At 69.1% G+C, this 16,440-nt stretch carries 17 protein-coding genes; 3 read left to right on the forward strand and 14 right to left on the reverse strand.

The window, feature by feature from the left end:
- Positions 1–111 precede the first annotated feature (111 nt).
- The 3 genes from MLE42_RS00525 to MLE42_RS00535 form a co-directional block, all read right to left on the reverse strand.
- Complete coding sequence (locus MLE42_RS00525; protein WP_243285918.1) at positions 112–1,299, reverse strand: hypothetical protein; 1,188 nt, start codon at positions 1,297–1,299, stop codon at positions 112–114.
- On the reverse strand, positions 1,296–2,159 hold the full coding sequence (locus tag MLE42_RS00530) for a bifunctional hydroxymethylpyrimidine kinase/phosphomethylpyrimidine kinase (protein WP_243285919.1): 864 nt from the start codon (positions 2,157–2,159) through the stop codon (positions 1,296–1,298). The genes MLE42_RS00525 and MLE42_RS00530 overlap by 4 nt, the downstream gene beginning before the upstream one ends.
- Before the next feature lie 239 nt (positions 2,160–2,398).
- Positions 2,399–2,695: an HU family DNA-binding protein gene (locus MLE42_RS00535; protein ID WP_243285920.1), complete on the reverse strand. Its 297-nt coding sequence runs from the start codon at positions 2,693–2,695 to the stop codon at positions 2,399–2,401.
- A gap of 361 nt (positions 2,696–3,056) precedes the next feature.
- On the opposite strand from MLE42_RS00535, the gene truA reads away from it, so the two are divergent.
- Positions 3,057–3,848, forward strand: coding sequence for a tRNA pseudouridine(38-40) synthase TruA (truA, locus tag MLE42_RS00540; RefSeq protein ID WP_243285921.1), 792 nt, complete (start codon positions 3,057–3,059; stop codon positions 3,846–3,848).
- A 14-nt stretch (positions 3,849–3,862) separates the two neighbouring features.
- On the opposite strand, the gene MLE42_RS00545 is transcribed toward truA, so the two are convergent.
- From MLE42_RS00545 to MLE42_RS00575, 7 genes are all read right to left on the reverse strand, one after another.
- A complete protein-coding gene (locus MLE42_RS00545; protein ID WP_243285922.1) occupies positions 3,863–4,570 on the reverse strand; it encodes a hypothetical protein in 708 nt (235 codons plus the stop codon).
- Between the two features lie 22 nt (positions 4,571–4,592).
- Positions 4,593–5,720: a DUF4388 domain-containing protein gene (locus MLE42_RS00550; protein WP_243285923.1), complete on the reverse strand. Its 1,128-nt coding sequence runs from the start codon at positions 5,718–5,720 to the stop codon at positions 4,593–4,595.
- 109 nt (positions 5,721–5,829) lie between these two features.
- Positions 5,830–6,819 (reverse strand): gluconeogenesis factor YvcK family protein, encoded by a 990-nt coding sequence (locus MLE42_RS00555; RefSeq protein ID WP_243285924.1) that lies wholly within the window; start codon positions 6,817–6,819, stop codon positions 5,830–5,832.
- 18 nt (positions 6,820–6,837) lie between these two features.
- Positions 6,838–7,368: a hypothetical protein gene (locus MLE42_RS00560; protein WP_243285925.1), complete on the reverse strand. Its 531-nt coding sequence runs from the start codon at positions 7,366–7,368 to the stop codon at positions 6,838–6,840.
- 84 nt (positions 7,369–7,452) lie between these two features.
- Complete coding sequence (locus MLE42_RS00565) at positions 7,453–8,643, reverse strand: ABC transporter permease (protein WP_243285926.1); 1,191 nt, start codon at positions 8,641–8,643, stop codon at positions 7,453–7,455.
- Positions 8,643–9,410 carry an ABC transporter ATP-binding protein gene (locus MLE42_RS00570; protein WP_243285927.1) on the reverse strand — a complete coding sequence of 256 codons (768 nt, stop codon included), beginning with the start codon at positions 9,408–9,410 and terminating at the stop codon, positions 8,643–8,645. Before MLE42_RS00570 ends, MLE42_RS00565 begins: the two co-directional genes overlap by 1 nt.
- Positions 9,411–9,515: 105 nt before the next feature.
- Complete coding sequence (locus MLE42_RS00575) at positions 9,516–10,397, reverse strand: undecaprenyl-diphosphate phosphatase (protein ID WP_243285928.1); 882 nt, start codon at positions 10,395–10,397, stop codon at positions 9,516–9,518.
- 49 nt (positions 10,398–10,446) lie between these two features.
- Between MLE42_RS00575 and MLE42_RS00580 the strand changes: the two genes are divergently transcribed.
- Together MLE42_RS00580 and MLE42_RS00585 are read left to right on the forward strand one after the other, a co-directional pair.
- On the forward strand, positions 10,447–11,475 hold the full coding sequence (locus MLE42_RS00580) for a GntG family PLP-dependent aldolase (protein WP_243285929.1): 1,029 nt from the start codon (positions 10,447–10,449) through the stop codon (positions 11,473–11,475).
- Positions 11,476–11,477: 2 nt separating this feature from the next.
- Positions 11,478–12,344 (forward strand): periplasmic substrate-binding domain-containing protein, encoded by an 867-nt coding sequence (locus MLE42_RS00585; protein ID WP_243285930.1) that lies wholly within the window; start codon positions 11,478–11,480, stop codon positions 12,342–12,344.
- Position 12,345: 1 nt separating this feature from the next.
- Here the strand turns inward: MLE42_RS00585 and MLE42_RS00590 are convergent, their stop codons facing one another.
- The 4 genes from MLE42_RS00590 to MLE42_RS00605 form a co-directional block, all read right to left on the reverse strand.
- Entirely contained in the window at positions 12,346–13,221 is an 876-nt protein-coding gene (locus MLE42_RS00590) for a YicC family protein (protein WP_243285931.1), read from the reverse strand.
- 171 nt (positions 13,222–13,392) lie between these two features.
- Entirely contained in the window at positions 13,393–13,995 is a 603-nt protein-coding gene (gene leuD / locus MLE42_RS00595) for a 3-isopropylmalate dehydratase small subunit (RefSeq protein WP_243285932.1), read from the reverse strand.
- A complete protein-coding gene (gene leuC / locus MLE42_RS00600; protein WP_243285933.1) occupies positions 13,995–15,404 on the reverse strand; it encodes a 3-isopropylmalate dehydratase large subunit in 1,410 nt (469 codons plus the stop codon). The genes leuD and leuC overlap by 1 nt, the downstream gene beginning before the upstream one ends.
- On the reverse strand, positions 15,401–16,321 hold the full coding sequence (locus MLE42_RS00605; RefSeq protein ID WP_243285934.1) for a LysR family transcriptional regulator: 921 nt from the start codon (positions 16,319–16,321) through the stop codon (positions 15,401–15,403). The genes leuC and MLE42_RS00605 overlap by 4 nt, the downstream gene beginning before the upstream one ends.
- Between the last annotated feature and the right edge of the window lie 119 nt (positions 16,322–16,440).

Raw genomic sequence — 16,440 nt, forward strand, 5'->3', positions numbered from 1 at the left:
AAGGACTCCACGAAGGGCACGAAGTGGGAAACGAAAACACGAAGACACAGACTCATCCTTCGTGGTCTGGCTCTATTCTTCGCACCCTTCGCGGAGATCCTTTTCGCGGGTCTATTCGAATTCCTCGAAGAGCCCCCGCTGCACTCCGTTGCCGGGATCGGCCGGGAAGGGGAAGGCCGCGGGCGGGGACCAGGGGCGGTCGGGATCGAAGGGCGATGGCGGCGGGAGATCCGGCGGAAGCCAGCGGAGGGCGGGGGCGGGCTGGATCTGGGCCAGCATCGCCTGCGCTCCGGCTTCGGGAGGCACCGCGGGTACCCGCAGCAGGATCGTGGGCGGGTGGTCCAGGGTCTCGGGCCAGCCGGCGGGCTGGAGGGCGCGAGCCTCGATGGGCGCGGGATCACGGGGGTCCGCGGCCAGGCCGGGGGTGAAGGCCCCGGGCGCTGGAGGAAGCGGCAGGCTCGCCCGCCAGGGCAGGCCCTCCCGTAGGGCCTGGCGTCCAAGCAGAGCCGCCGTGACGGGATCGCCGCAGGCGCCCAGGTGGATCGGTGTCCGCAGGCGCTCCTGGAGCAGGGCCTTGAGGGCGCGCAGCTGGCCGAAGGCCGCGGGCCAGGCGCCACCGGCGCGCTGGAACTCGATACCACCCGCCAGGGCCAGGCGCCAGCCCGCCGCGCGGCGCAGGAAGGGCAGGTCCACCCATGCATTCGCTGACATGCGCTGGGCCAGGCCCCGTTCTGCCGCCCCCTGGGCTTCGGACATGGCGGCGATGAGCGCCTCGCCCGAGGCCAGCGTGGAAAGCGCGCCGAGAGGCAGGACCACCTCGCCCCAGAGCCAGCCGGGCGGCACCTCGTCGCCGGGGGCGGGTGTGCCCAGGTCTGGCAGGTGCCAGGCGGTCCCGGTTCGCGGCGCCCAGCCGATGACCCCCTGGCGCCAGGCTTCGCCCAAGGGGCCTTCCGGCGCCTCCGGGGCATGCAGCCAGGCGCGGAAGGCCCCGCCCGGGAGCTGGACCGCCGCCTCCGGGCCCAGGTGCAGGGTGAGGCCGGGGATGGCGGAGATGGCCTCCCACCAGCCCTGGCGGGACTCGGCGGGCAGGGCTTCCATCCAGGCGGGGGGATGGTCCCAGACCAGTCCGAAGCCCCCCGGAAGCAGTGACACCAGGTTCATGAGCCGGGCCAGGGCGCGTCCGGGCGCCGCATTGACCGAGGCCAGGCCCTCCTCGAGGAAGCGCGACCCGGCCCAGCCGGCCCAGGGTCCGTCCGTCGCCGTGCGCAGGATGAAGCCCCGGCCTTCGTGCTCCGTCACCGGGCCTCCCTGGCAGCGGATTCAAGGGAGGCGGACCCAAGGTAGGTGGATACGGGCGCGAACATGGGCCGTCCCATCCCGCCCGGGGTGAAGGCATGATCCCAGCGCTCCCGCAGACGGCGGGCGGCTTCCCGGGCCGCGGCATGGTCATCCCGTCCCCGCAGTCGCAGGCCCAGCCAGGAAGCCGACAAGAGGCAGCCGGTGCCCCGGCGCTGGCCCGGCAGCCGGGGCGCGGCATCCAGGGCCTCGGTCCCGTCCCGGGTGATCCACAGGTCCTGCACCACGTCACCGGCGGCGTGTCCGCCCTTGAGCCATACGGCGGCGGCCCCGGCCTCGAGCCAGGGGGTCGCGAGGGCCGAGGGGTCCGCCGCGCGGATGGCCTCCGGAGGCAGGCCGGCGAAAGCGGCGGCCTCGCCCCGGTTGGGGCTCACCACCCAGCCGCCCATGGGCAGCAGGTCCGCGGCCAGGCGACGGAGGTCCCCGCCATCGTGCAGACCCACGCCGGCGCTGGGGGCGAGGATGGGATCCCAGATCCGGACAGGCGGGGCGAGGTGGCGCAGGGTGGCGCAGAGGCGGCGGAAGGTGTCCGCTTCCAGGGCGCAGAGGCCGACCTTCACGCCCCAGCGGCCCGCCAGGTGGGGGGCGAGGGTTTCCAGGCGCTGGACCGGGTCCATGGCAGGCGCGTCGATCCGTGAGCAGCCCAGGCCATTCTGGAGGGTCTCCGCCAGGCTCACCGCCATGGGCTGGCACCCCAGCTCCGCCAGGGCCAGGGCATCACGCAGCAGGCCTGCTCCGCCGGACGGATCCATCCCGCCCAGGCACAGGGCGACGGGCGGGGCGCTGGGGTGGGTGGCATCCATGGCGAAATTCCAGGATGACACAGGATGATCGCCTGGCGCTCTTCGATGGATTTGGCCGCATCACAAAGAGAAAAGGGGTTTACCGCCTGCCATCCACAGGAAACCGAGAAGGTTGGCCCGTTGTGGCCTCAGGAGCCTGCCTGACCATTAATAAATAAAAAAAGGCTTTTGGTACAAAACAGGACCCGCCGGAGCGGGTCCTGAGATCCTGGTGTCCGGCAGGGCCGGTCAGCCTGGTCCTACTTGCGCTTCTTGCCGCCCTTGCCGTTGACTTCGTCAGCCAGCTTCTTGCCGGGCTTGAACTTGGCGACCTTCTTGGCAGCGATCTTGATGGGCTTGTTGTCGCGGGGGTTGCGGCCGGTGCGGGCGCCGCGGTTGGCGACGGAGAAGGTGCCGAAGCCGACGAGGGTGACCTTGTCGCCACTGCGCAGGGCGGAAGCGATACCACCGAGCACCTGATCGAGGGCGGCGGCAGCCTGGGCCTTGGTGATACCGGCCTTATCGGCAACGGCGCTGACCAGTTCAGCCTTGTTCATGGAAACCTCCGAATTTGGGGATCTGTGTCCCCGGGTTGAGGAAAACGGAATCGGCTCCGTGTGGAGACGACCGTACCTATTGGGTTTTCGAATATCACTGGCCCGGAAAAGCCGATGAATACTGTATTTCCTAAACTGCCAAGAAGCTACGCCGCAGACGCAGCATGGTCAAGGTTTTTCTTTCAAAAAAATTCGCAGATCGGCCTCCCTGGGGATTCTTGGATGCCATGGAACACATGAATGGCCGGAAACGCTGGAGCCTAAGTGCCATGGATGTCGCAGATCACCGTAGAACGGGCCATTGGGCCGGAGCCCCCCCGTGGAAGGGGCGCCAGAGGCGGTTCGCGGCCTATGATGTCCTATGGCACATCCCTACTTCCTCACCGTGGCCTACGCGGGCGGGGGTTTCCACGGCTGGCAGATCCAGACGAGCCTGCGGAGCGGGCAGGGCGACCTGTGGAAGGCGCTGCGCGCCTTCGATCCGGAAGCACCCCTGCCCCAGGGCACGGGACGCACGGACGCGGGCGTGCATGCCCGCGCGCAGGGGGTGCTGATCCACACCACGCGGGTCTGGGACCCTTACCGGCTCCTGGCCGCGCTGAACGCGCATCTGCCGAAGGACATCCGGGTGATGGGAGCGCAACCGGCCCCGGAGGGTTTCTTCCCCCGGCAGCACGCCGTGGCCAAGCGCTATGTCTACCGGCTGGGCCTGGGACCGTCGGAGGACCCGCTGATGGCGCCGTTCCGCTGGCATGTCCACCAGGCGGCGCCGCTCGACCTCGTGGCCATGGCGGAGGCCGCGAGCCAGATGCTGGGGACCCATGACTTCTCCAGCTTCCGCTGTGCCGAATGCGTGGCGAAGACGCCCGTGCGCACCATCCACGCCCTTCGCCTGGAACCAATGGAAGGCGGCGTGGACCTCACCTTCGAAGGCAGCAGCTTCCTCATGCACCAGGTCCGCATCATGACCGGCACGCTGGTGGAAGTGGGGAAGGGGAAGCGGAGCCCGACTTCTCTCAGCGCCTTGATCGCTGCGAGGGACCGCACTCAGGCCGGCCTCACCGCCCCGCCCGAGGGCCTCTGTCTGGAGAAGGTGTGGTACGAGGCCCGGTGGGCCATCGGTGAGCCCAGCCCCTGGGGTGAGCGGGAGTAAGCAGGCCTGAATCCTCAGTCCAGATAGAACCCCACGCCCTGCCAGACCTTGAAGCGGGTCTTGCCGTCCGTCGAGGCGGCCGGGTCGAAGACGAGCTTTTTCGCCGCTTCCACGCATGCCTCATCCGCTTCCCTCTCGTCGGGACCATCCCCGGGAAGGCCCTGGATCAGCCGCGAGGCGACCACTTCGCCCTTCTCGTTGACCAGGACGTTCACCACGACGACCCCCTTGGGCCGGGCCTTGAAGAACCCCGAGGACTTCAGGCGCGGAACCACCCGGTTCAGGTTGATGGGGCGGGCAGGCTGGACATCCTGGCTCAGCACCACCAGATCGCCCTCCGCCGGGACAGCGCTCGCCTTGGCACGAAGCTGCTCATTCTCCGCCCGGAGCTTCGCCGCTTCGGCCTTGGCCTCCTCGGCCTCCTGGCGGGCGGTCTTCACGTCCTTCAGGATGGCATCGCCGCCCCGCTCGTTCTCCTTGAGGGAGGCGCGGACGTCGTCCAGTTCCTTCCGGGCGGCCTCCGCCTCCGTCTTGGACAGGTCCCGGGCCTTCTGGGCCGCGGCCAGCTCCTGCTGGATGTCCTCGGTGGCTGCGAGCCGCTGCTTGAGGCTGTCCCGCTCTTCCGTGAGCCGCTTCACCTGGGCCTGGAGCTGGGCGGTGGTGGGCTTCTTCGCCGCGGCGAGGGGCAGGGCGATCAGCAGCAGGGCGATGGCTATGCGCATGGCACCTCCGGATCCGGGGAGATCAGCGCAGGGCGGCACCCGCCTGGTCGCTCCCCTTGATGGGTTTCGATGTCCTGAGAATCCCACGCTTGATGAGGCGGGAGAAGATGGCAAGGCACTCATCCTGCTCGAAGGGCGCGATGGACAGGATGTCGCGGATGGACCACAGTCCGTTCACGCGGGTGGCCAGGAAGGCCTCATTGGATCCGAGATCGGTGGTCACCAGCTGATCCAGGCTCACCGCCAGCTCGGGCACCAGCTCCTGATCCAGCTTCTTGTCCTCCAGAAGGTTCTGGACCACGGCCATCATCCGGCCTGCGTCCAGATGCCTCGGCTGATCCTGGAGGATGCGCCGGAGTTCCTCCTGGGCCTCCTGGAGCTTCTGCGTCTCCATGAAGGCGCGGGCCCGCTGGAGGTGGAGGCTCGGGTTCTCCCCCAGCCCGCCGCCTGGATCCACGATGCGCACCAGGCCCTTCTCGTGGAGGTCGAAGAGCAGCTTGTTGATCTTGTACTCGGGCATGCGGATGGTGAGCATGAGCTGGTCCACGCGGACCTGGCCATCCATGCGCGCCAGGATGTCCGCGTCCTCGGAGGCGAGGGGCAGGCACTCGGCGATGGCCTCCGGGATGGGCGCGAGCACGGCGTCGCCGCCCCGGATGACCCGCCGGATGCGCTTCCATTCATCCATCCGGCGCGCGCCCTCCAGCACGACGCCGGTGACGTCGAGGCTGAGCAGCATGGACTTCTGGTGGGAATCGACGCCGTCGTGGTACTCGAAGCTGCCCACGCTCCAGAGGAACGTGTCGTAGATGCTCTCCTCGACCTTCACCTGGACGATGCGCCGGATCTCCGCCTCGGTGATCAAGTGGCGATCGACGAGGATGCGCCCGAGCAGCTGCTGCTCGTCCTCCTGGGTGGCCAGGGCCTCGCGCAGCTGGTCCTCGGTGATGCGGTTGAAGGCGAGCAGGTACTGGCCCAGGTACTCCCTGGGATCGGAGGACCAGACGCTGGTGATGCGGCCCTCGTGGAGCGCCACGCGCTTGGTGTGCAGGGGACCGCGGAGCTCCAGCACGCCGGATTTCTTGCCGACGGCCAGCCACTGGAAGAGATCTTCCAGGCCCATCGTCGCCAGATCACCGCTCAGGGCCAAGACCTTGCCTCCCGTCCCGTCAAGAGTACCGCGATCCTTGGCTGGAACCCAGGATGATCAGGAATATCCAAGCTCCGTGCGGCCTGATCCGCGACCGCTCCGGCTTCGGTCAGAGCCGGTCCAGGGTGGCGCGGATGGCCTGGTTCAGCAGGTCGGGGTGGTGCCGCGCCATGGGGGCTTCCGGGTCCAGCAAGGGGAACCGGTGCACGGGGATGCCCAGGACCTCGTCGGCGGGCGCGGAGATGGGTTCGCCCCCCTCCTCCCGGTAGCGGGCGAGCATGTCGGGCCGGAGCGGCGCCGAATTGGCGATCACGGCCGAGATGCCGACGCGCCCGAAGGCGGCGATGGCGGCCACATGGTTCTCCAGGTCCATCCCGGAGGATTCCCCGGGCTCGGTCATGAGGTTGGCCACGTAGATCACCGGGGCCCGGGAGATGGCGACGGCCTCCTGCAACTCGGAGAGCAGGAGGTTGGAGATGGTGGAGGTGTACAGGCTGCCCGGGCTGAGGATCACCAGATCCGCCCGCAGGAGGGCCAGCACGGCCTCGGGCAGGGGCTCGGCGTCCGCGGGCTCCATCCAGAGGCGGGCCAGGGGAGGGCGGCAGGAGCCCACGGCGGTCTCGCCCTGATAGAGGCGCCCGTCCATGTCCTCGGCGCAGAGGGTGATGGGGACCACCGTGGAGGGGAAGAGGCGCCCCACCGTCACTAGCACGCCCGAGAGCTGGCGGATGGCGCGGACCCAATCTCCCGTGAGATCCGCCAGGGCCCAGAGCATCAGGTTCCCCAGGGAGTGCCCGGCCAGGCTGCCGTCCCCCTTGAAGCGGTAGTTCAGGAGGTCCGAGAGCGCCGAATCCTCCAGCGTCAGCGCCGAGAGGCAGTTGCGGAGGTCCCCGGGCGGGATGCCGCCCAGCTCGTCGCGGAGCCGGCCGGAGGATCCGCCGTTATCGGACACGGTGACGATGCCCGTGAGCTTCCAGGGGTCGCGGCTCCGTCCCGCCTCGCGCTTCAGGGACCGCAACAGCGCGGCGAGGCCGGTGCCCCCGCCCAGGGCCACCACCTTCAGCGGCTGATCGGCATGGAGACCCAGGGGGCCCGGCACGGGGATGATCCGGCTGGCCTAGCGGCCTTCGGTGAAGGCGAAGAGCGGCGACTTCCGGACGGAGTTGAAGTCCGGCTCCATGTGCCACTGGAAGAGCAGGTCGCCGTCGAGCTCCACGGCCTTCTTCATGCTTTCCGCGGAGGCCTCGGCGTTCTCCGCCTGGGCGAAGGCCACCGCCCGCAGGTAATGCAGGTTGCCCTGCGCGGGGTGCGTCTTGATGGCTTTCTCCAGCAGCTTGAGGGCGCCATCCGCATCGCGCCGGTTGAGGCAGGCCTGGATCTCGGTGATGGCGTCGGCCGTGGCGGCCTTGGGGGGATGCAGCTTCGATTCGGCCAGGGCGCGATAGACCTCGGCCCGGCGCTTGACCGCCCAGTCGCCGGCGGCCCGGGCTTCTTCCATCAGCGTGTCCAGGGCCTTCACGGCCTCGGCGTACTTGCCGCCATCCACCAGCTTCACGGCCTTCGCGAACGCGTCCGCGAAGAGGTAGGGCTGGCCAGCCGGGGCGTGGGTGGACTTGGGAGCTTGTTCTGACTTGGCTTTCGTAGCCATACGGGATCCTCTGGAAGCCTTGGAGAAACTATAGGATGACAGCTTTTCCCGGGCAAATCCCATGGTGGTGCCCGGATTCGGCCATCAAGCCTTGAACAAGGCCTTTTCGCGGTTGAGGAGCCGGGTGGAAACGTAGGTCATGAGCCCCGCCAGGCCCACCGTCATGGCGAAGGCCACGAGGTATTCCAGCTGGTCGAACTGCTGGCTGAAGAGCTTGCGGAGGGACAGGCAGACGTTCACCACGGGCACGTAGGTCAGGAAAGGCATCTTGTCCACGCCCGGGGCCATGGTGAACACGCCGAGGAACACCACCAGGAAGATGCCCGGCGTGATGGCGCTGCCCGCCTCGATGGTGTTCCGGGCCTGGATGCCCATGAGCAGGATGAAGTTCGAGAAGAAGAGGCCCAGCGGGACCATGATCATGAAGGTGAGGCCCAGGGTCATGGGGTTGGCCACAGCGGCCAGGGCCTGCATGGAATTCGTGGCCCCGCCGGTCATGAAGGGGATGGAGAGGCCCATGCTCAGCAGGTTCAGTAGGGCCGCGATCACGCCCATGCTGAAGATGTAGAGCAGCTTGCCGAGGATGATCTGGTTCCTCGGCAGGCGGGTGGCCATGAGGCTCAGGAGGGTGTGGCGCTCCTTCTCCCCCGCCGTGGCGTAGATCCCATGCTGCATCGATCCGGTGTACATCATGATCATCAGCAGGTAGGGGAGGATCCGCCCCATGACCTTGCCCATCTCCAGGGCCGGGTCCGCGGCGTTCTTCACTTCCAGCTTCAGAGGCTCCGCCAGCTGGGGGGACGCGCCAAGGTCCTCAAGCCGGGTCTGGATCCAGCTCTTCTCCTGGTTTCGCAGGGCCTCCTTGACCCGCTTCAAGGCCAGCTCCGAGGTGTGTTCGCTTTCATCGACAGTGGCGGTCAGGGAAAAGGTCTCGTGCCGTTGAAGCGCCTCCATCGCGCCGGGATCCGCCTCCAGGGCCAGGTCCAGCTTCTGGTCCCGGACGGCCTGCTTGAGGTCGCCCTCGGGTTTCGGCACCAGCTCGAAGCGTTTCGGGTCGGCCTGCAGCGTCCCGGTGAGGGCGCCGGATGGATCCGCCAGGTAGATGCGGCTGGCCTTGCCCCGGTTCTGGGCCTCGTCCCGCTTCGCCATCTTGGCCATCATGCCGAAGATGGCCGGGTAGAGGAGGAAGGGCAGCACGAAGGCGAAGAAGAGGGTCTTGCGGTCCTTGGACAGCTCCAGGAACTCCTTCTTGGCGATGAGCAGGGCGCCGCGCATCAGTGGCCTCCTTCGACTTCGGATTCGGCCGCCAGTTGGAAGAAGACCTCATCGAGGGTCTTCGCGCGCCGGGAGAGCAGCAGGTCCCTGGGCGGCGCGTCGCCATGCAGCTTGCCGTCGAAGATGATGCCCACGCGGTCGCAGATGTCCTCCACCATGGGCATGACGTGCGTGGACACGATCACCGTGCGGCCCTCTTCCCGCATGATGCCGAGCAGGTCCAGGACGGTCTTGGCGGTGAGGACGTCCAGGCCCGTGGTGGGCTCGTCGAAGATCACCACCTTGGGGTCGTGCAGCAGGGCCCGGGCGATGCTCACCTTCTGCTTCTGTCCGGAGGAGAACCCCTCCATCTTCACGTCGGCGAAATCCGCCAGCTGGAGCTTCTCCAGCAGGTGCATGCCCCGGCGCTCGGCGATCCGGGGATCCACGTCCTGGAATTCGCCAAAGATCCGCAGCAGTTCCCTTGGGGTGAAGCGGGCGTACACTCCCATGTCCGTGCTGAGGTAGCCCAGGCACCCTCGCACCGCCTCCGGCGCCCGCCGGGTCTCGTGGCCGCAGACGTGGATGGAGCCCGCATCGGGGTCCATGAGCCCGGCGATCATGCGCAGGGTCGTGGACTTGCCGGCGCCGTTGGGCCCCAGCAGGCCGTAGATCTCACCCGGCCTCACTTCCAGCGAGATCCCGCGCACCGCGTCGATCCGCTTGGCGACGTGGGTTTTCCTGTCCTTCACCGAGAAGGATTTATGGACCTCGTGGAGCTGGATCACCGGACCTCCGGAAGGACAGGCCCCAGTGTAGGGGGAAGCGCGCTCCCCTGGCCCCAGGACCGGCGAACGGCCCAAACCGGCCGGCGAACGGGAGTAGCCGGACCTTCAGTGGTGGCCGAGGGCGCCCGTGGCGCTGAGCGCCAGCATCACCATGCCCAGACCCAGGCAGTAGACCGCGAAGCCATTGAGCTTCGGCTTCCGCGTGAAGCGGTCCAGGAGGCCGATGGCCAGGTACCCCGAGATGGCTGCCGCCAGGACGCCGATCCCGCAGAGCAGGGCGGGAGAGGCCGATCCGGCGGGGAAGGCCAGGTCCGCGGGCAGAGGCTGGTGCTTCAGGATGGGTTTCAGCAGGCCCCGCAGCTCCACGGCCGCGGCGGCGGCGATGGTGGGCACGCCCAGGAGGAAGCTGAACCGCGCCGAGACCGGCAGGCGCAGGCCCTGGAACACGCCCATGGAGATGGTGGAGCCAGAGCGCGACAGCCCGAATCCGCCGCCGATGCCCTGGATGGCGCCCACGGCGAGGGCGTCCGAGGCGCGCAGGTCGCTGATCCCCCGTCCCGCCTGGTCCTCATGGCGCAGGTTGTTCCGCTCGCGGCTCAGGCGGTTGGCCAGGTAGAGGAGGCCGGCGGTGCAGATCAGCCCGATCCCGTAGACCCACAAGTGCTCCTTCGCCGCCTCCTTGACCGCCTTGGTGGCCAGGCCGAAGACCCCCGTGGGGATCATGGCGATGAAGAGCCACAACGCCAGCTTCCGGCCTTCGGAATCCCGGCCCACGCAGCCCATGGCCACCTGGAGCAGCTCCCGACGGAAGTAGATGATCAGGGCGATCAGCGTCCCCCCGTGCAGCAGGACGTCAAAGGCCAGCGGCATGGGCCGCCCGTCGAACATCAGGTGCTCCGCCAACGTCAGGTGCGCCGTGGAGGACACCGGCAGGAATTCCGTCAGGCCCTGGATCAATCCCAGGAGGATGGCGTGCAGCAGGTTCATTCATGCTCCTACGATTCATTGAGTGTGCCATGCATGGTTGAATCTTCTTATGCGATCCATCGACCTCCGCTCCGACACCGTGACCCAGCCTTCGAAGGAGATGCGCGCCGCCATGGCGGCGGCGGAGGTGGGAGACGACGTGCTGGAGCGCGATCCCACCATGGTCCGGCTGGAGGGCTGGGTGGCCGAGCTGCTGGGCATGGAGGCGGCGCTCTGGGTGCCCTCGGGCTGCATGGGCAACCTCATCGCCCTGATGCTGCACCTCAAGCGGGGTGACCGGTTCCTGGCGCCGGCCCAGGCCCACGTGCTGGGGTCCGAGCTGGGCACGGCGGCCTGGCTGGCGGGCGGCATGCCCGAGGCCCTGGCCTGGGAAGGTGGCCCCGGCCGGCCCACCCCGGCCCAGGTGACGAAGGCCGCGGGAACCCCCGGCCCCTACTACACCCTGCACACCACCCTGCTCTGCCTGGAGAACACCCACAACTTCGCCGGCGGCACCGTGACGCCGCGGGAGGAGCACCGCGCCCTCGTGGCCGCGGCGAAGGCCGCGAAGCTGGCGGTGCATCTGGATGGGGCGAGGATCTGGCACGCCGCCGCGGCGCTTGGGCTCCCGCCGTCCGCCCTCACCGAGGGCGCGGACACGGTGCAGGTCTGCCTCAGCAAGGGTCTGGGCGCGCCCATGGGCTCCCTCGTCTGCGGGTCGAAGCCCGCCGTGGCCGAGGCCCGGCGGCTTCGCAAGATGCTGGGCGGCGGCGTGCGCCAGGGCGGCGTGGTGGCGGCCGCGGGCCTGGTGGCCCTGGACTACCTGCCCCGCATCGTCGAGGACCATGCCAAGACCCGGAGGCTGGCGGAGGGGATGCGGGCCTTCGGCATCGCGGCTCCCGTGCCCGAAACGAACATCCTGCTGGTGCCGGTGCCCAATGCGGCCGCGGCCCTGGCTGCCCTGGAGGCCGTCGGCGTCCGCGCCCTGCCGGTCGGATCGGCCGTCCGGTTCATCCCCCACCGGGATGTGGAGATGGCGGACATCGAGGAGGCCCTGCGCCGCATCGAGCCCCTGGCCTACCTGCTGCGGACCGCCTGACCATGAAGCTCCGCCTGGCCCTCCTGACCCTCGCCTTGGCCGCCCTGGCGGCGGGCGGATACTGGCTGTACCAGGATGCGCTTGTGCCGGTGCCCCTGGCTCCGGGTGATGCCCTGTTCGTGCCCGGCCAGCCCGAGTTCGGCGAGGACGAGGCGGTGGTGGAGGCCCTGCTGCCCGCAGGCGCCGGCGTGGAGGCCTTCCTGGTCGCCCAGTCCGATCTCGCCTTGCTGGTGAGGGCGCCGGAAGGCGGCTGGACGGGACAGTTGCTGTCGACGCTTGAGGGGTCGCGGCATGGTCGCCGGTGGCGCCTCGTGGCGCGGCCCGGCTGGCGGATGCAGGACGGGACCGTGCTCGACGCGCCCCGGATGGCAAAGGCGCTCGAGCCCGAACTGGGAAAGCTCGGGGGGACCTCCCGCCTGATCGATGGCGCGACGCTGGACCTGCGCTTCAGGGCCCCCCAGAAGGGCCTGCCGGACCTGCTCACCCGCTGGCGGATCCCCGGCAGCGGGCCCTTCGTGCGGCAGGGGATGACGCTGACCCGCTTCGAGCGCTTCACCCCCGGGCGCCCCGGGTTGGCGGGCGTGCGGATCAGCACCGATCCGGCCCTGCTGGAGAGCCGTGCCTGGGCGGAAGGCCTGGCTGCTCGCCGCTGGGCCTGGGCCGCGTTCCCCGGGCAGGTTGCCCCGGAGGACATGGCGAAGGCCCGCCTCGCCCCCTACGACGAATTCCGCCTGAAGGACGGCACCGTGTGGTTCCTCTCCCGCCGCATGCGGCGCCTGAGGCCGGATGCTTCGGACTGGACGCGCACCCGCCTCTTCGGTGCCTGGCGGAGCAGCACCGAGCTACCCTACGACCCGCTGGGATTCTGACCTACTCCAGATTTGCGGATTGCTCGCGGATCTGATCCAGGACGCCCTTGGCTTCCATGACGGCGCGGGTCATGGCGATGCGTTTGCACTTGCTGCCGGTGGTGTTGAGTTCGCGGAGGACTTCCTGGCACCACACGTCGATGGCCTTGCCTTCGAGGCGGCCGGCGGCAAGGCGCTCGGCGAAGTCGTCCAGGTGGGCGGCGAGGCGGGTCAGCTCTTCGCGCACGTCCTGGCGCTCGGCGAGCACGCCCGCTTCGGCGAGCAGCCGCTCGGCGGGGAGCTGGCCCGTGAGGCGCGCGTCCTCCAGAAGCTGCTCGACGCGCTGGTGGTAGAGACCGGGGAGGTCGGCGGCCTGGAGCTCCGCTTCTGCCTGGAGCCGCTCCCGGAGGGACTGCAGCCGCGCGAGCGCATCCTCGAAGAACGGTCGCAGTCGCTCGGCTTCGCGGATCCGGCCCGCGTTCCAGAGCTCCAGAAGGGCGGCCATGGCCTCGCGCACGGGAGCCTCCAGCCGCTCCGCCAGGTCCGGATCTGGAGCCTGGAAGGCACCGGGCACCCGGAAGAAGGCCTCCGCCGTCATGGGCGGCAGGTTCAGCCATTCAGCGTCCTCCTGCCAGCCCTTGGCGAGGGCGCGCAGCAGGGCGCGGTTCAGGCGGGGCTCGAGGGAGGGGTCGTCCTGCACCTCCACCGCGAGGTCGAGCTTCCCGCGCGACCCTGCTTCGCGCACCTGCGCGCGGAGGCCCGCCTCCAGGGCGAAGAGGGCGGGGGGCAGGCGCAGGCTGAGATCCAGTGCCTTGTGGTTGACGCTGCGCAGCGTCAAGCGGAGCTGTCCGGCGGCCAGGGGCCGGACGACCTCGGCGAAGGCGGTCATGGATTTCATGGGGGACCCCGGATGTTGCAGTCATTCAGGGTAGCGCGACGCCAGGCTCGTGCTGATCGCCGTTGGAAAGCAAAGGAACACCACCAAGACGCCAAGGCACCAAGAAAAGCAAATGCAGGTCTTGGTGCCTTGGAGTCTTGGTGGTGGGGATTTCTTGAATCCTCGTCGAATTCAGCGCCCGCCGATGGCCAGCCAGGGCGCCTCACCTCGCCGCCGGGTCTCGTAGGCCTCGATGTCGGGGAGGTTCGCCTCGCTGCGCTTGATCTCGTCCATGCCCTCCAGCAAGGTCGTCTTGCGCGCTGGCTCGATCTCGAAGCGGAAGGATCGCCCGCCGCCGGAGATGGTCTGGGCTGCGAGGTCCACGGTGAGGGAACCCTCCGCTTCCGCGAGCTGGGCGATGGCCTCCGCGGGCAGGACCACCGGGAGGATGCCGTTGGCGAAGCAGTTGTTGAAGAAGATGTCGGCGAAGCTGGGGGCGACGACGCAGCGGATGCCGAAGTCCAGCAGGGCCCATGGCGCGTGCTCGCGGCTGGAACCGCAGCCGAAGTTCGGTCCCGAGAGCAGGATGGTGGCCTGCCGGTAGGGCTCGCGGTTCAGCAGGAAGTCCGGCAGTTCCCGGCCCTCGGGGCTGTAGCGGATCTCGTGGAAGAGGTGGCGGCCCAGGCCCGAGCGCACCAGGGTCGTGAGGAACTGCTTGGGGATGATGAGGTCCGTGTCCACGTTGGCGCGGAGGAGGGGCGCGGCGATGCCCGTGAGGGTGGTGAAGGGGAGCATCAGGCCTCCAGCAGACGGCGGACGTCGGTGAAGTGGCCCGCCACGGCGGCGGCGGCGGCCATGGCCGGGCTCACGAGGTGGGTGCGGCTGCCGCGGCCCTGGCGGCCCTCGAAGTTGCGGTTGCTGGTGCTGGCACAGCGCACGCCGGCCTCGAGCCGGTCCTCGTTCATGCCGAGGCACATGCTGCAGCCGGGCTGGCGCCACTCGAAGCCAGCCTCGAGGAAGACGCGGTCCAGGCCCTCGGCCTCGGCCTGGCGCTTCACCAGGCCCGAGCCGGGCACCACCAGGGCCCGCACACCCGGAGCCACCTTCCGGCCCCGCGCCACGCCCGCGGCCTCGCGGAGATCCTCGATGCGGCCGTTGGTGCAGGAGCCGATGAACACGGCCTGGATGCCGATGGCCTCCATGGGCGTGCCCGGCTCCAGGCTCATGTACTCCAGGGCGCGGAGGATGGCCTCTCGTTCATCGGCGTTGCGGGCGTGGGCGGGGTCAGGCACGCGGCCCGTGATGTCCGTGACCCACTGGGGACTGGTGCCCCAGGTGACCTGGGGGGCCATGTCGCGGAGGTCGACGACCACCTCCTGATCGAAGACCGCGTCGGGATCGGATGCGAGGGTGCGCCAGTGGGCGACGGCGGCGTCCCAGAGGGCCTCCTTCGGCGCCAGAGGCCGGCCGGCCACATAGGCGAAGGTGGTGTCGTCCGGGGCCACCAGGCCCGCCCGGGCGCCGCCCTCGATGCTCATGTTGCAGAGGGTCATGCGGCCCTCCATGGTGAGGGCGCGGACGGCGGGGCCCGTGTACTCCATCACGCAGCCCGTGCCGCCGGCGGTGCCGATCTGGCCGATGAGGCGCAGGGCCATGTCCTTGGCGCCAGTACCGGCGGGCAGGGTGCCCTCGAAGCGCACCCGCAGGTTCTTCGAGCGGCGCTGGGGCAGGGTCTGAGTGGCCATGACGTGCTCCACCTCGCTGGTGCCGATGCCGAAGGCCAGGGCCCCGAAGGCGCCGTGGGTGCTGGTGTGGCTGTCACCGCAGACCACGGTGGTGCCCGGCAGCGTGAAGCCCTGCTCCGGACCTACCACGTGGACGATGCCCTGGCGGTCGTCCAGGAGGGGGATGTAGGGCACGCCGTGGGCCTTCACGTTGGCCTCAAGGGCTTCCACCTGGAGGCGGCAGGTCTCGTCGGAGATGCCCTTCTCCCGGTCCCGGGTGGGCACGTTGTGGTCCGCCACCGAGAGGATCTGCGCCGGCCGGCGCAGGGCGCGCCCGGCCAGGACGAGACCTTCGAAGGCCTGGGGGCTGGTGACCTCGTGGACCAGGTGGCGGTCGATGTAGATCAGGCTGGTGCCGTCGGCGCGGGTGGCCACCAGGTGCTCGTCCCAGATCTTGTCGTAGAGGGTGCGCGGGCTCATGGGCTCTTCCTTGCTGGAGCGGAGTCGGGGTGGTCGAAGTCGATGGCGCGGATCAGGTCGAGGAAGGCCCTCGTGGCGGGGGACAGGGCCGCCTCGCGGCGGGTGACGATGCGGATGAGCTTCTCCACCTGGAGCTCGCGGACGGGGATCTCCACCACCCGGCCCTCGCGGACGGCCGCTGTGGTGGTCATGCGGGGCAGGATGGCCAGCCCGGCCCCCAGACTCACGAATTCGAGGATGGTGGCGATGGAGGCCAGCTCCATGGTGAGACGGAGCGGGGTGTTGCAGCGGGCGAACAGCTCGATGATGGCGGTCCGGGTGGGCGTGGGCGCGTTGTGGGCCACGAAGCGCTCCTCCCCCAGGTCCGTGATGCTGACGTTCTTCCGCTTCGCCAGTCGATGCCCGGGCGGGACCACCAGCACCATGCGGTCCCGGTGGATCACCTCGCTCACCAGCTCAGGGTGGAGGGCGTCGTAGGAGACGAAGCCCACGTCCAGCCGGCGTTCCAGCACCTCGGTGGGGATGCGCTCTGATGTCTGGCGGTAGGCCTGGATCTTGATGGCGGGCCAGGCCTGCTGGTAGGCCAGGAGGATCCGGGGGAGCAGGAACTCGGACACGCTCTCATTGGCGCCCACGTTGAGACGGCCCTGCTGGAGGCCCTTCAGGGCCCCGAAGGTGTCGAGGATCTCCTGCCGCAGGTCGAACATGCGCTGCGCCAGGGGGAGCAAGGTGGCGCCCGCGTCCGTGAGCGTGCCGCCCTTGGTCGTGCGGTCCACCAGGGTCTCGCCCAGCTCCTCCTCGAGGCGCTTCAGGGCGAGGCTCACGGCGGGCTGGGTGCGGAAGAGACGCTCCGCCGCGCGGGAGAAGCTCTTCTCGCGCGCGACCACCAGGAACGTTTCCAGCTGTCCGAGGTCCATGGACCCTCCGTCGGGAAGTGTAGGGTTTTAAGTATTACTTATGTAATCATAAAAAAAATTAAATGTATTTATGGGTTGGACTGGAGGATCTTTTGGTGATCCCTCCGGCCCCGGCCGGT

This window comes from Geothrix terrae, from assembly GCF_022808775.1.
Taxonomy (GTDB): Bacteria; Acidobacteriota; Holophagae; order Holophagales; family Holophagaceae; genus Geothrix; species Geothrix terrae.

Coding starts and splice junctions, on each gene's coding strand:
- leuD (WP_243285932.1), bottom strand. CDS start 13,995: ATGCTCCCCTTCACCACCCTCACGGGCATCGCCGCGCCCCTCCTCCGC.
- MLE42_RS00530 (WP_243285919.1), bottom strand. CDS start 2,159: ATGGATGCCACCCACCCCAGCGCCCCGCCCGTCGCCCTGTGCCTGGGC.
- MLE42_RS00560 (WP_243285925.1), bottom strand. CDS start 7,368: ATGGCTACGAAAGCCAAGTCAGAACAAGCTCCCAAGTCCACCCACGCC.
- MLE42_RS00580 (WP_243285929.1), top strand. CDS start 10,447: ATGCGATCCATCGACCTCCGCTCCGACACCGTGACCCAGCCTTCGAAG.
- leuC (WP_243285933.1), bottom strand. CDS start 15,404: ATGAGCCCGCGCACCCTCTACGACAAGATCTGGGACGAGCACCTGGTG.
- MLE42_RS00575 (WP_243285928.1), bottom strand. CDS start 10,397: ATGAACCTGCTGCACGCCATCCTCCTGGGATTGATCCAGGGCCTGACG.
- MLE42_RS00535 (WP_243285920.1), bottom strand. CDS start 2,695: ATGAACAAGGCTGAACTGGTCAGCGCCGTTGCCGATAAGGCCGGTATC.
- MLE42_RS00585 (WP_243285930.1), top strand. CDS start 11,478: ATGAAGCTCCGCCTGGCCCTCCTGACCCTCGCCTTGGCCGCCCTGGCG.
- MLE42_RS00605 (WP_243285934.1), bottom strand. CDS start 16,321: ATGGACCTCGGACAGCTGGAAACGTTCCTGGTGGTCGCGCGCGAGAAG.
- truA (WP_243285921.1), top strand. CDS start 3,057: ATGGCACATCCCTACTTCCTCACCGTGGCCTACGCGGGCGGGGGTTTC.
- MLE42_RS00545 (WP_243285922.1), bottom strand. CDS start 4,570: ATGCGCATAGCCATCGCCCTGCTGCTGATCGCCCTGCCCCTCGCCGCG.
- MLE42_RS00565 (WP_243285926.1), bottom strand. CDS start 8,643: ATGCGCGGCGCCCTGCTCATCGCCAAGAAGGAGTTCCTGGAGCTGTCC.
- MLE42_RS00590 (WP_243285931.1), bottom strand. CDS start 13,221: ATGAAATCCATGACCGCCTTCGCCGAGGTCGTCCGGCCCCTGGCCGCC.